Source organism: Methylovorus sp. MP688 (assembly GCF_000183115.1).
Lineage (GTDB): Bacteria > Pseudomonadota > Gammaproteobacteria > Burkholderiales > Methylophilaceae > Methylovorus > Methylovorus glucosotrophus.
Window position 1 is genome coordinate 1,277,734 of record NC_014733.1, and the last position, 13,817, is coordinate 1,291,550.

The following is a 13,817-nucleotide window of genomic DNA, read 5'->3' on the forward strand; positions in this document are numbered from 1 at the left end:
TGATGCGATCTTTTCTGAATACCCTTCTGCTGGCTTTCTCCAGCGCCAGCATGCTGGCCCCCACGCTAGCACAGGCCGATGGCCCCGAGCGGCTCAAGGCCTTTTACCAGAATACGGTCGGGCTCAAGGCCCAATTCAAGCAGACCGTCTCCGATGCGCAAGGCCGCAAGGTGCAGGAAGTAACCGGCGATATGCAATTGCAGCGCCCCGGCAAATTTCGCTGGGATTACCAGAAGCCTTATGTGCAGCAGATCGTCGGCGACGGCCAGAAGGTCTGGCTGTATGACCCCGAGCTTAACCAGGTGACGGTGCGTTCGCTGAGCAAGGCCATCGGCTCCAGCCCGGCTGCCATGCTGGCCGGCAGCAAGGAAATGGAAAAAAGCTTTGCCCTGCAGGATGGCGGTAACCAGGGCGGGCTGGAATGGGTGAAAGCCACGCCGCGCGAAAAAGAAAGCGGCTTCGAGCAGATCATGATCGGCTTCAAGGGCGACCAGCTGGCGCAGATGGAGTTGCTGGACAGCTTTGGGCACCGCACGCTTATCGAATTCAGCCAGATTGAGCGCAACCCCACGCTGGCCGCACAGGCGTTCCGTTTTGTGCCGCCTGCCGGTGCGGACGTCGTAGGCGAATAGCCTTATCCCTGCGGACACTGTTTTGAGCGATCTTTTTCAGCCGAATACCCCCGATGCCCCCTTGGCCGAGCGCTTGCGCCCAGCCACGCTGGATGATGTGGTCGGCCAAAAGCATCTGCTGGGCGAGGGCAAGCCCTTGCGGCTGGCGTTTCAGTCCGGCAAGCTGCCCTCGATGATCTTGTGGGGCCCACCTGGTGTCGGCAAAACCACACTGGCGCGGCTGATCGCCAATACCGCCGATGCGGAATTCATTCCCTTGTCGGCGGTACTTTCCGGCATCAAGGACATTCGCGAAGCCGTGGAGCGCGCCCAGCACACCTTGCAGCAGTCCGGCCGCCGCACCATTCTGTTTGTCGATGAAGTGCATCGTTTTAACAAGGGCCAGCAGGATGCCTTTCTGCCGTTTGTGGAAAGTGGGCTGATTACCTTTATCGGCGCCACCACCGAAAATCCGTCGTTTGAAGTCAACAGCGCCTTGCTGAGCCGGGCGCGCGTGTTTGTACTGCAGGCCCTGTCTGAAGCGGACCTTGCCGAGCTGCTGGAGCGTGCCCGCGCCAACATGGCACCTGACATGGCCTTGAGCGATGAGGTGAAAGAACAGGTGCTGGCCTATGCCGATGGCGATGCGCGACGTCTGCTCAACTTTGTTGAAGGCTTGTTCAATGCGGCGTTGACCAGTGGTCTAACCGAGATCAACGCCGAGTTTTTGCAAAGCACCATGGCGAGCAAGCTGCGCCGCTTTGATAAGGGCGGTGAAGCGTTTTACGACCAGATATCCGCCTTGCACAAGTCGGTGCGCGGCTCCAACCCTGACGCGGCCTTGTACTGGTTTTTGCGCATGATTGATGGCGGAGCTGACCCGCTTTACCTGGGCCGCCGCCTGATCCGCATGGCAGTAGAAGACATCGGCATTGCCGATCCGCGTGCGCAGACCATGACGCTGGAAGCCTGCCAGATATACGAGCGGCTGGGCTCGCCCGAGGGCGAGCTGGCATTGTCGAATGCGGTGATCTACTGCGCGGTGGCGCCCAAGAGCAATGCCGCCTATATGGCCTATAATCAGGCCAAAGCGTTTGTCGCACAGGACAAATCGCGCAATGTGCCCTTGCACCTGCGCAATGCGCCGACCAAGCTGATGAAAGAGCTGGATTACGGCAAGGAATACCGCTACGCGCATAACGAGCCGGATGCCTATGCCGCGGGCGAGCAGTACTTTCCCGATGATCTTGAGGCCATTCAGTTTTACGTGCCCACGCCGCGCGGACTGGAAGGCAAGATTGCCGAAAAACTGGCAAGGCTGCGCGAGCTGGATGCGCAAGCCCTGCGTGCCCCCAAGAAAAAATAAACTATCAAGCAGAAATAACGATCAGGAAGCCTTATGTTAGACATACAACAATTACGCAATGAACTGGACACCGTGGTGAGCCGTCTGGCGAGCCGTGGCTTTGCGCTGGATACCGCCAGATTTGAAGCGCTGGAGAGTGATCGCAAGCTGGTGCAGACGCGCACGCAGGATTTGCAGGCCAAGCGCAACGCCACCTCCAAGCAGATCGGTATTGCCAAGTCCAAGGGCGAAGATGTCAGCAGCATCATGGCCGAAGTGGCCGGGCTGGGTGAACAGCTCAAGGCCGATGAAGAGCGCCTGGGCGTGATTCAGGCTGAATTGCAGCAGTTCCTGCTCAATATCCCCAATCTGCCGCACGCCAGCGTGCCACAAGGCAAGTCCGAAGAGGATAACGTGGAAGTGCGCAAGGTCGGCACGCCACGGAATTTTGATTTCGAGATCAAAGACCACACCGATGTTGGCATGCCGCTGGGGCTGGATTTTGATACCGGTGCCAAGCTGGCAGGGGCGCGCTTCACGCTGATGCGCGGCCAGATCGCGCGCCTGCATCGTGCACTTGCCCAGTTCATGCTGGATACGCAAACCGAGCGCCACGGCTACACCGAGTGCTATACACCTTATATCGTGAATGCGGACAGCCTGCGCGGTACCGGCCAGTTGCCCAAATTCGAGGCTGATTTGTTTGCCGCGCAAAAAGGCGGGCAAGAAGGCGAGGGCGAAGCGCTGTACCTGATCCCGACCTCGGAAGTGACCCTGACCAACACCGTGCGCGACGAGATTCTGGCGGCGGAAAGCCTGCCAGTGAAGCTGACCGCGCATACGCCATGCTTCCGCTCCGAGGCTGGCTCCTATGGCCGCGACACTCGCGGCATGATACGCCAGCACCAGTTCGACAAAGTGGAAATGGTGCAGATCGTGCATCCGGAAAAAAGCTACGAGGCGCTGGAAGAAATGGTCGGTCACGCCGAGTATATTCTGCAGGCGCTGGGCCTGCCGTATCGCGTGGTGTCGTTGTGCACTGGCGATATGGGCTTTGGCGCTGCCAAGACCTATGACCTGGAAGTCTGGCTACCCGCGCAGAATACCTACCGCGAGATTTCATCCGTATCCAACTGCGAGGCCTTCCAGGCACGCCGTTTGCAAGCGCGTTTCCGCAATGAAGGCGGCAAGCCCGAGCTGGTGCATACCCTGAATGGTTCCGGCCTGGCCGTGGGCCGCACCCTGGTGGCGGTGCTGGAAAACTATCAGCAAGCCGATGGCAGCGTAGTGGTACCTGAGGTGTTGCGCCCCTACATGGGCGGGCTGGAACGCCTGGGCGCATGAGAGCGTAATGGTGAGCGTGAAAAGCCTGAACTGATGCCGGGCTCACAATCGCGCGCATGACCAAATGAAAAACCACCGGACCCGGTGGTTTTTTATTTGCCTGCTAGTGCTCGTCTTTCTTCTGGTTCAAGGTTTCCAGCAGTGAGATTTGCAGCAGGTAATGCATGCGTACAAACCAGCGGCGCAGAATAATGAACAGCAGGCCCACAATCACCGCCACAGCCAATGTCAGCTTCAGGCTGGGGATCAGCGGCCAGCTCAGCGCCAATAGCAGGATGGTCAGAAAGGCCAGCGAAATCGCCGGTATGCCGCGTGAGATGACGCGCCGGACTTTGTCTGCCTGCGCACTGGCCAGTGTTTGCGTAGCATGGTCCGCCAGCAGCAGGCTGAACGCTTGCAGCTTGCGAAAAGCTGCAATCAGAAAAGGCGCTGAAAGCAGCAGGGTGCTGCCCCAGATCAGGGATTTCTTCAGATCGATTTCCCCAGCCCAGGCGGGCAGGTGCAATAGCGGACTCGCCAGCAAATGGCGAGCGGCCACAAATAGCGCCGCCACCAGGCACACATTCACGAATATCTGCAGTATCAGCTTGCGGTAGAGACCTGCCAGCAGCGCGCGGTCTTCGGCGTTGCCTTCGCCTTGCAGCCAGCCCTGGTACCAATCAAAAAAGCGGGCGATCTTGCCAGGCACCCGTTGCGTCAGTCGATTGGAAAGCGGGTCAGCTGCGCGAATCAGATAGGGCGTCAGCAGCGTGGTGACCACTGAGGTGGCCACGGCAATCGGATACAGAAAATGGCTGGTGACATTCAGCGTGAGGCCGAGTGTGGCTATGATGAAGGAGAATTCGCCGATCTGCGCCAGCCCCATGCCCACACGCAATGACGTGCGACCATCGTTGCCTGCCAGTAGCGTGCCGGTGCCGCAGGAGATGATTTTGCCGAGGATGACGGCTGCCGAAATTACCATGATGGGCACGGCGTACTCGACGATGGCGTTGGGGTCTAGCATCAAGCCGATGGTGACGAAAAAGATGGCGCTGAACATATCGCGCACCGGCTCAATCAATCGTTCGATGGCGCGTATCTGCTTGGCTTCGGCCATGATGGCACCGATCATGAAGGCGCCCAGGGCGATGCTGTAATCCATTTTGATCACCAGCAGGCAAAAGCCAAACAGCAGGCCCAATACGCTCACCAGCAGGGTTTCATGCCGCTTGAACGAAGCCACATAATCCAGCAGGCGCGGCACCACCAAGATACCCACGACCAGCGACACCACCATAAACAGCACCAGCTTGCCTATGGTGCCTACGGCCTCACCGGTGCTGACGGTCCCTGTGGCCGCCATGCCGGAGAGCAGGGCGATGATGCCGATGGCGAGAATATCTTCCACAATCAGAATGCCGAAAATAAGCTGCGCGAAGCGCTCCCGCTTCATGCCCAGCTCTTCCAGCGCCTTGACGATAATGGTGGTCGACGAGATCGCCAGCATGGCGCCCAGAAAGATCGAATCCATGACTTTCCAGCCAAAATACTGGCCGATCTCGTAGCCTATGCACACCATCACCACGATCTCGGTAATGGCCGCCACAAACGCCGTGGCGCCGACTTTTTGCAGCTTGCGCAGGTTGAATTCCAGCCCCAGCGAAAACATCAGAAAGACGATGCCCAGCTCGGCCAGGGTTTCTACCGTTTCCTGATTATGAATCAGCGGCAAAGGCGGCGTATGCGGCCCGATGATCAGCCCGGCGAGGATGTAGCCCAGCACCACCGGCTGCTTGATGCGCTGGAAGACGACCGTCACAAACCCCGCCACCAGCATGATGACAGCGAGATCCTGTATGAAAGAGAGAGCGTGCATGGTTAGTCTGACTGGTCGAACATTATGGTACGGGTTGGTAGGGCGCGATTCCTGTGGTCATGCCGGCATTCACCAGATTGAAATCCGGCAACACGGGCTGATGCTTGGGCTCGTAGCGCTCCAGAATCTTGTGATAGGTGCGGATGGATTCCACAAACACCACCGGTGCACCGCCGCTGGCATAACCGTATTTCAGCGTGGAGTAATGTTCCGCGCGATTAAGCAGGGGCAGGGTTTTTTTCACATCCGCCCAGCTATCCGGGTTCAGCTTCAGACGCTTGGTCAAAATCCGCGCGTCTTCCAGATGCGCAAAGCCGATGTTGTAAGCGGCCAGCGCCAGCCAGGTACGGTCTGGCTCGGGGATGCGCTCAGGCAGCATGTCTTTGAGCATCACAATATAGCGTGCGCCACCCAATATGCTTTGCCGCGCATCCAGCCGGTCGGTGACGCCCAGGCGGTCCGCGGTATCTTCCGTCAGCATCATCATGCCGCGCACATTGGTGGGTGAGGTATTGAATCGATCCCAATGCGACTCCTGATAGCTCACCCCCGCCAGTAGTCGCCAATCCAGACCAGTGATTTCCTGCGCCTGCTTGAAAAGCCCCACATACTGCGGCAACACATTACGCGTACGCACCAGAAAGTTCGTCACGTCCATGGGGTTCAGCCGCTCGCTGTGCCCGTAGTAGCGGTCAATCAGATTGCGCAGCCGTCCGTCTTTTTTGATCTTCTCGATAAAGGCATTGGCCCGCTGGTAAATCCAGGCCTGCCCGCGTTTGGGGAAGGCCCACGCCACCTGTTCCGGCTTGCCCACGCTCATGCCATCCGCCAGATTAGGGTAGTAATTCTTGAGCATATTCGCCAGATGCGAATCCGCCACCGTAAAATCCAGCGAGCCATCCGCCACCTGCTCCATCAGCTCATCCGCACTGGCTCGCTTCAGCTCCTCCCATTGCAGGGCAGGGGCACGCTCTTTCATCTCGCGCAGGCGCTCGGCATAGCTCGTGCCTGCAGGCACCGCAATCCGTTTGCCTATCAGGTCGCTCACCGTCTTAGGCGGCTTGCTTTGGGATTCGTTATAAATGACTTTCTGCTGGGTGTTCTGATAAGGCACACTGAACTTCACCAGATGCTGGCGCAGCTTGGTAATGCTCAAATCCGCCGCCGCAAAATGCGCCTGCCCCTTCACCAGGGTAGGAATCACCTGCGAAATATTCCCTACCACCAAAAACTTCGCGCTGTACTCCGGCCCCAGATCCTTCATAAACATCTGCACCAGATCATACTCAAACCCCGCGTTCTGGTTCTCGCCATCTACATAATAGGTATTCGGCCCGTTGTGCGTTACCACAATCAGTTCTTTGGTAAGCGGCCTGTGGGCGGGGCTGTCGCCAGATTGCTCGCAGGCCGAGCAAAGAAGGGCCAGTAGTATGGTCAGGAATATGCGCATCGGCCCAAGTTTCGCCAAGTTTTGGGGGTTTGTCCAGTTGGAAAATTGAGCCAGGAGTCAAAGAGGGCGGTCTGATTCAGATCAAGGATAAGGAGGCTTGCCACGGAAAGGCTATTTTGCAAAGGGAGCGATTGGTCATGTGGCAGCGCAATGGTGAGCAATCAATGGTGCCATTTTTTGGCACCATGAGGTGCTAAGATTGACCTCTACTTTGAGAGGTCACTTATATGAAGCGTATCCAGTATCATCGCTATGGCGGTCCAGAGGTCATGCGGCTGGAGTCCTTTGTCCCGGATGCGCCGGCGAAGGATGAAGTCGCGATCGCGGTGCATTTTGCCGCCCTCAATCCTGTCGACTGGAAGGTTCGCAATGGCGCTATGAAAATCGTGACTGGGAAATCGTTTCCGCGGGCGATGGGCCTCGATCTATCGGGTACCGTTACTGCGGTTGGGGCCGATGTCAGCCGTTTTCGGGTTGGTGACGCGGTGTTCGGTATGGCTCGGTTCAAAGAGGCCGGTGCTTTGGGCGAGGTCGCCATCGCCAAGGAAAATGCGCTGGCGAGAATTCCCGAAGGCATCAGGTTTGAAGATGCCGCATGTTTGCCAACGGTGGGCGTCGTCGCCTGGAATGCCTTGGTCGACAAAGCGAAAGTGAGGCCGGGGCAGAACGTATTCATCAATGGCTGTGCTGGCGCGGTAGGTCAGGCTGCGGTCCAAATCGCACGCATGTTCGGCGCTCGTGTTTCCGGAAGCTGTAGCGCAGACTCGATCGACACGGCCCGCCTGCTCGGAGTGAGTGACGTCTACGACTATGCCACGACCGACTTGGCAACGCTTCAGGGGGCCTACGATATTGTTTTCGATGCCGCGGGTACTATCCCGACTTCCGTAGGCATTCGAATGCTGCGCAAGAAGGGGACATTCGCGACCGTCGAACCAACACCCATGAGGTTTCTTCGCGCTTTGTTTGACCGGCGTTTGAAGCCGATCGTCGGCACGCCGCGTGCGGATGTGCTCGAAAGACTGGGCAGCGCCGTTGCCTCAAACGCACTGACTCTTCCGATTGCCGACATCGTGCCGTTGGCTAAAGCTATCTACTTGATTGCATCTGTTGAAGGCGGGCGACGCTTGCGCGGCAAGGCATTGGTTACGATGGAGTAATGATGTCCCGTAGCCAACGTTTGCTGGATCTGATTCAGATTTTGCGTCGACATCGCGGCGTGGTTTCAGGCGCGGTACTCGCACGTGAGGCCGGAGTATCTCTGCGTACCATCCGACGGGATATTGTGACATTGCAAGCCATGGGGGCGGATATCGCTTCCGAAGCCGGGGTGGGCTACGCGCTTCGTCCCGGGTTCGTGCTTCCTCCACTCGTGTTCACCCATGAGGAATTACAGGCCTTGATGCTCGGGGCTGAATGGGTGGGCCAGCAGACCGATGTCGTGTTGGCAGCCGCAAGTCGAAACGCAATAGCGAAAATAGCAGGAGTCCTGCCTCCGCATCTGCTACATGGGCTCGACAACACGAGCGTTTACATCCAGGAAGCCAGTCAAGCTTCGAGCTCCAGGTTTGATCTCGCACAATGTCGGCTGGCAATCCGTGAACAGCGCAAAATGCGAATTCTTGTACGCGATGACGATGGAGCCATCCTGGAGCGGATCGTCTGGCCGGTTATGCTGGGATTCGAAGGGGGTGAGCACAGTTTCGCTGCTTGGTGCGAACACGACCAAGCTTATAGAATATTTGCGGCAGATCGAATGGTGGAAGCGAAAGTGCTTGACGAGCGATATCTCGGGAATCGCCGACAAATGGTAAAAGAATGGCTAGCGATAGCGGCGACCGTCTGCGGTAAGGCGAGCTCTGAACAATCACGTGACCAGTCTGACGGTCATTCTGATGCTCATTTTCTCGATGACGAGAACACGCAATCGCGTGGGGGAGCGGATTCAGATTTAGGATAAATAAAGCTTAACAACTGGCCGGTCTTGCTAAGATTAAGTCTGTACTGAAGCTTAATGTAAAAACCGCTATAAACGTGCCTGGTAATCCAATAATGCCTCACTTGGAAGTGACTATCTCCTTATTAAGATGTGAGTTCATGCTCATCCGCTTATCAGATGCTGCTATTTGAACTTGAGGAATTTCAACTTGGCGCATGATTGTCGGCGCAATAAATTCCGAAGCTGTAATGGTGAGGTGACCGTAGTCCCATGAAGTCATCCCGGTCTTAGGATCGTTGCCTAAATAAGTAAGGCATCCACTGTCGTTGCAAAATATATCAAACATGGAAATGTATACCACCCCGGCAGGAAGTGCCTTACTTTTCATGATGGTATCTGTAGATTTAATATCTTCATTGAGGTTTTCTAGTGTGCGGCTATTAGCACTTGCCCATAAATTTTTTGCATAGTATCGATTCAATAGTTGGTTCCACTGCGGTACTGGACCCACGATAACAATTTTCTTTGCGCCATTCTTTTTCAGATAATCGACAATAAGATTCCAGTCCGAATTCTCGTGATCACGACGTTGTGCAAGGATGACCGTTTCTGGGTGAGCAGTTTTGATCTTCTCCATCGTCACCAGATTAGCTCTGTCGCAGGCTGTTAAATGATCTGAATCACTCGAGCCGGTAATTACTTTTGGTGCGCACCCAAAGCTTGCAATTTGGAGGAGATCGGTCTCTTTATCGAGATTTCTTCTCAGCCCCGGTAAAAGCTGCTGAGCATGGGAGTCGCCCCAGACAAATATTGTTCTGTCCTTTGTTCGGGTATAGCAGCTCTTGGAAATATCAGGGTTAAAAACCTTGCTGTCCTTTATTAAGCTGCAATCAAATCGATATTCGTCTTTTATGTTTTGGGTGGTTTGATAGCTGGCAAAATACTCAAGGAATTCTTCTTGCTGATGATGCTCATTGCCACGTTGATTGATGGAAAAAACGGCTATGGCTAGGAATATTAATGAGCCAAGCAAAAACCATGGTTTGCTTTGAACTTGGACACGAAATCTTAACGGTAGCTCAACAAAACGGTATGTTCCCCAGGCTAGGACAACCGAAAGCATCAGTGCAGCTACTTTCGCAATTCTTGAGGGCTCCCCTAGTTCGATATGCATCATCGAAAGAATAGGCCAATGCCATAAATAGAGCGGATAGCTGATGAGTCCAAAAAATAAGAATAGAGGGTTGCCAAGTAATCCCCTCAAAACACTAGACTCGGAGCCAAGTGCAATGATGGCCACAGCGAGGGTGACCGGTATTATTGCGATCCAGCCAGGGAAAACCATATCCGAGCGTATCAAAAAAAGACTTGCGAACAGAAGGCCTAGCGTTATTACACTGATAGATTCTCTCCCTAAGGGCGAGATTCCTTTCAGAAACTTCAGGTTTGTATATTTTGATTGAAAGCACGCAAGCAGTGCTCCAGCCCCAAGCTCCCAGAAACGCATTACGGGTAAATAAAAGGCTGCGGTCTTATTCGTGTATGAATAGTGCAGGCAAGCTACGAATGAAATGAGCAGGATGGGCAGTATGACTGACAATATTCCATGTTTTGTCCTGCAAAAAATAAACAGTACCAACGGCCAAACGATATAAAACTGCTCTTCAACGCCTAAAGACCATAGATGCAATAGCGGGGTGGTTTCTGCGGAAGCAGAAAAATAATCGCTGTGGAAATAAAGGAAAATATTGGCAAAGAAAGCAGCCCCTGCAGCGAGACTATTTTTAAAGGAGTCAAATTCGTTGCTGAAGAGATAGTGGTGGGCCAATAATGAAGTTGCTGCCAGAACCAGAATCAGGGCAGGAAATATTCTATTAATTCGGCGCTTGTAGAAATCCAGAATACTGAATTTGCCACGGTTGAGCTGGGTGAGAATGATAGATGAGATGAGGTAGCCAGAAATAACAAAAAAAATATCGACGCCGATGAATCCGCCAGGGAACATCATGGGAAAGGCGTGAAACAATAGAACGTACCCGACCGCAACCGCCCTCAAACCATCAATATGCGGCATATAATTATCCGCTTGATGCGCTTCCCCAAAAAATAAACTTCTTAATGTGGCGCTCATACGAATTCCCCATTGCTTCCCAAAAAACGACAGTTTGTCAGTTATTTTTATTTTCGATGATCCAGTTTATTTTATTTACCCCTTGAAGCCCATAGGCTGTTTGGATCATATCCAGGTGCCAGTCTTCCTGGGCTGATAGGAGATGGGAGTGATGGGGTGTCTTAGTTGAGTTTATTGCGGGGCAGCAAGGTTGAGCGCTACTCTTTGCAAGACTCAGGATTTAATTTTGCAAACCAAACCCTGTTTTGCAAACTAATTGCTGAAAGTGGAAATTGCTTGGAGCCTTGTTGCTGGCGGAGAGGGAGGGATTCGAACCCTCGATACGCTTGCACGTATGCCTGATTTCGAGTCAGGTACATTCAACCACTCTGCCACCTCTCCGCGACTCGGTTGCTGGATTGCCCAGCTAATGAGGGCGCTATTCTACCATTATCGGCTTTTGATGCTGTACTTTTTGTGGGGCATTTTTGCTTGCGGCCTTGGCAGGGGCTGTTGCTGAAACACCCCTCTGCCATTCACCACGTCACTATCTTATTCACCAGCGCCGCGATCAGGCCAGCTTGAGCAGGGTGTGTGTGTCGTGCAGCTTGGCGGGCATGGTGTTGCGGGTGTGGTATACCTCGCGGCTGCTTTGGTAGGTGTGAAAACCATCGCGTATGCACATCTCGATGTTGTGTATCCAGCTTAAGCAATCAATATGGTGCTGAGCGTTGGCGGCTGGGTTGATGCCGATGTATTTGTCCAGCACGACGCCTTGATGATGCAGCAGCAGGTTGAAAGCAACGAGGGTGTTTTGCTTGAAATACAGTACAAAGCGCGTTTGCTCGGGCATGAGGCCAGCGACGTATTCAAAGAATTTTTTGGTGAGCAGCTCGGACTGCGCCTGTTGGCCGGCGTGGGATTCGAGGTACAGGTTGTAGATTTCGTCCAGGTGCGGCGGGATGCCTTGGTGCTCTTCAATGCGAATGTCGCGGGCTGCGCTGAGTTTTTGCTGGATGTCCGTGCGCAGATTTGTGCTCAGGCTGGCCAGGTAGTCTTGCACGGAGCCATGCGTAATCTTGTTGATGGCGAGTGGCATGCTGGGCAGGGCGTTGTAGCCCAGGTCTTTGAGCACCGGGCCGTATAACTGGTAATCCGCGTCTTTGACATCCTTGAAGGCGATCAAGGTGGCGTTTTCTTTTTTTGCGATAGTAGCCAGCGTGCGGTTCAGCACCTGAATCAGCGCAGGGTCAAAAGGGTACTCGCGGCTGATGGCGAGCTTGCAGGAGTCGGTGACTGGCGAGCCTACGCATAGCATCTTGATGGTCATAAGGCTGGGCAGTTGCTCTTTTACCTGCGTGAGGATGTTCTGCATGGTGCCTTTGAGGCTGCTTTCGAGCGCATATTGCGTAACGAAGTAGGGCGCGATGCAGAGCAGCACCTGGTTTTTGCGGATGCCGATATAGCCGGTTTTAAAACCGGGGGTGTGGCCGGTATCAAAGGCGAGATGCAGACGATAACCTTCAATGTCGTCCTGCAGCAGTGCTTTCCAGTTTTCTTCGAGGAACTTGGCGGCGCTGAAGCCGGTTTCGACTTCAAAGGCGGCAAGGGTGTCGGGCTGGTAGTGGCTTAAATCAGGTTGCATGGCGTTAGCTCTTTTTCAGGATGATGACGCCACCGGTGCCGCCAAAAGCAAACGAATTGCTCATGGCGTACCGCACGTGCTGCGGGGTGGCGTGGTTGGCAACATAGTGGAGGTCACACTCGGGGTCGGGCTGCTGCAGGTGCATGGTGGGTGGGAGCAATTGCGCTTGCAGGGCCAGCGTGGTGGCCACCAGCTCAACCGCACCGGCGGCGCCCATGAGGTGACCATGCATGGACTTGGTGGAGCTGATGGCGAGTTGGTAAGCATGGGGGCCGAATACCTGCTTGATGGCGGCGGTTTCGGTGGCGTCATTCAGTGGTGTGCCGGTGCCATGCGCATTGATGTAGTCAATCTGCTCGGGGGCCAGCCCGGCATTATCCAGCGCAGCCTGCATGGCGCGTGCTTGTCCCGTGACGGAGGGCTGCGTGATATGGCTGGCGTCGTTGGCGGTGCCGTAGCCCATGATTTCGGCATGGATGGTGGCGCCGCGCGCCATGGCGGAGTCGTAGCTTTCCAGCACAAACACGGCGCAGCCTTCGCCCAGCACCAGTCCGCTGCGGTCGGCCGAGAATGGTTTGCAGGAGGCGGCCGGGTTTTGCTCATCTACCTTTGCCAGCGTACGCAATGCTTCCCAGGCTTTGATGGTGCCGAAGGTGAGCAGCGCTTCGCTACCGCCCGCCAGCATGTAATCGCAGTGTCCGTACGCTATCTGGCGGCTCGCTTCGCCAATGGCAATGGCAGACGAAGAGCACGCGGTGGTGTAGGTGAGGTTGGGGCCGCCCAGGCCGTAATGCATGGCAATGTGCGAGGCGGCGGCGTTGTTCATCGCCATCAGCACGGTAAACGGTTTGAGGCGGCTTTGGCCTTCTTTAAAAAGCCGGTGGTAGCCTTCTTCGGTGGAGGCGGCGCCGCCCATGCCGGTGCCGAGATAGCAGCCGGTTTTGTTGGTGTCCATGCTGTCAGCGTCCAACCCGGCATTGTCCAGTGCCTGCTGGGCGGCATAGAGCGCAAACTGGCTCACCCGATCCAGCACCGCCAGCTCTTTTTTAGAAAAGTGCTGGGTGCCATCGAAGTCGGCACTGGCGGCGATGTTGATTTCCAGCTGATCGCTGAAGTCGGTCTCCAGACGTTTGATGCCGGATACGCCCTGCATCAGGTTCAGCCCAAACTCTTCAACGGTATTGCCCAGCGGCGAGACGATGCCCATGCCGGTAATGACGACGCGACGCGTGTTTGCCATGATGCTTACTTCTGCACCTGCAGGCTGGGTGCTTGTTCCTGCAGCAGCTGGTCCAGCAGGTTCGCGACATCCTGCACGGTCTTGATTTCTTCCTTGGGCGTGGGCACCTTGATGCCGAATGTATCTTCTGCCTCAAAAATGATGTCAAAGGTGTCGAGCGAATCCAGCCCGATCTCGGTCAGTACGCTATCCGGTGTAATCGTCGCTTTGTCGATTTCCAGTTTCTCTGCAATCAGCGTTCTTACGGTTTCAAAGGTGTTTTCCATGAGACTACT

The 13,817-nt window shown here is 55.1% G+C and carries 11 protein-coding genes and 1 tRNA gene; 5 read left to right on the top strand and 7 right to left on the bottom strand.

The features are described 5' to 3' along the window. Nucleotides 1–2 precede the first annotated feature (2 nt). Genes lolA through serS form a run of 3 tightly spaced genes read left to right on the top strand, consistent with a single transcriptional unit; the run spans nucleotide 3 to nucleotide 3,300 of the window. The gene (lolA, locus tag MPQ_RS06190; RefSeq protein ID WP_013442047.1) at nucleotides 3–632 is read left to right on the top strand and encodes an outer membrane lipoprotein chaperone LolA; all 630 of its coding nucleotides are present in this window, start codon (nucleotides 3–5) and stop codon (nucleotides 630–632) included. Between the two features lie 22 nt (nucleotides 633–654). Then, a complete protein-coding gene (locus MPQ_RS06195; protein ID WP_013442048.1) occupies nucleotides 655–1,977 on the top strand; it encodes a replication-associated recombination protein A in 1,323 nt (440 codons plus the stop codon). Between the two features lie 33 nt (nucleotides 1,978–2,010). Next, the gene (gene serS, locus MPQ_RS06200; RefSeq protein ID WP_013442049.1) at nucleotides 2,011–3,300 is read left to right on the top strand and encodes a serine--tRNA ligase; all 1,290 of its coding nucleotides are present in this window, start codon (nucleotides 2,011–2,013) and stop codon (nucleotides 3,298–3,300) included. A 103-nt stretch (nucleotides 3,301–3,403) separates the two neighbouring features. Here the strand turns inward: serS and MPQ_RS06205 are convergent, their stop codons facing one another. Both MPQ_RS06205 and mltF read right to left on the bottom strand, forming a co-directional pair. Continuing rightward, complete coding sequence (locus tag MPQ_RS06205) at nucleotides 3,404–5,158, bottom strand: cation:proton antiporter (protein WP_015829942.1); 1,755 nt, start codon at nucleotides 5,156–5,158, stop codon at nucleotides 3,404–3,406. A 22-nt stretch (nucleotides 5,159–5,180) separates the two neighbouring features. After that, nucleotides 5,181–6,608, bottom strand: a complete 1,428-nt coding sequence (mltF, locus tag MPQ_RS06210) for a membrane-bound lytic murein transglycosylase MltF (protein WP_013442051.1) — start codon at nucleotides 6,606–6,608, stop codon at nucleotides 5,181–5,183. Between the two features lie 227 nt (nucleotides 6,609–6,835). On the opposite strand from mltF, the gene MPQ_RS06215 reads away from it, so the two are divergent. Both MPQ_RS06215 and MPQ_RS06220 read left to right on the top strand, forming a co-directional pair. Next, on the top strand, nucleotides 6,836–7,768 hold the full coding sequence (locus MPQ_RS06215) for an NAD(P)-dependent alcohol dehydrogenase (protein ID WP_013442052.1): 933 nt from the start codon (nucleotides 6,836–6,838) through the stop codon (nucleotides 7,766–7,768). Beyond that, the gene (locus MPQ_RS06220; RefSeq protein ID WP_238525364.1) at nucleotides 7,768–8,568 is read left to right on the top strand and encodes a YafY family protein; all 801 of its coding nucleotides are present in this window, start codon (nucleotides 7,768–7,770) and stop codon (nucleotides 8,566–8,568) included. The genes MPQ_RS06215 and MPQ_RS06220 overlap by 1 nt, the downstream gene beginning before the upstream one ends. 97 nt (nucleotides 8,569–8,665) lie before the next feature. Here MPQ_RS06220 and MPQ_RS06225 read toward each other — a convergent pair whose 3' ends face one another. From MPQ_RS06225 to MPQ_RS06245, 5 genes are all read right to left on the bottom strand, one after another. Beyond that, complete coding sequence (locus MPQ_RS06225; protein WP_013442054.1) at nucleotides 8,666–10,678, bottom strand: SGNH hydrolase domain-containing protein; 2,013 nt, start codon at nucleotides 10,676–10,678, stop codon at nucleotides 8,666–8,668. A gap of 291 nt (nucleotides 10,679–10,969) precedes the next feature. Further along, nucleotides 10,970–11,059: transfer RNA gene (locus MPQ_RS06230), tRNA-Ser, on the bottom strand. A 169-nt stretch (nucleotides 11,060–11,228) separates the two neighbouring features. Continuing rightward, nucleotides 11,229–12,302, bottom strand: coding sequence for a GNAT family N-acetyltransferase (locus MPQ_RS06235; protein ID WP_013442055.1), 1,074 nt, complete (start codon nucleotides 12,300–12,302; stop codon nucleotides 11,229–11,231). Between the two features lie 4 nt (nucleotides 12,303–12,306). Then, a complete protein-coding gene (locus tag MPQ_RS06240; RefSeq protein WP_013442056.1) occupies nucleotides 12,307–13,542 on the bottom strand; it encodes a beta-ketoacyl synthase in 1,236 nt (411 codons plus the stop codon). A 5-nt stretch (nucleotides 13,543–13,547) separates the two neighbouring features. Then, complete coding sequence (locus tag MPQ_RS06245; RefSeq protein ID WP_013442057.1) at nucleotides 13,548–13,808, bottom strand: acyl carrier protein; 261 nt, start codon at nucleotides 13,806–13,808, stop codon at nucleotides 13,548–13,550. Between the last annotated feature and the right edge of the window lie 9 nt (nucleotides 13,809–13,817).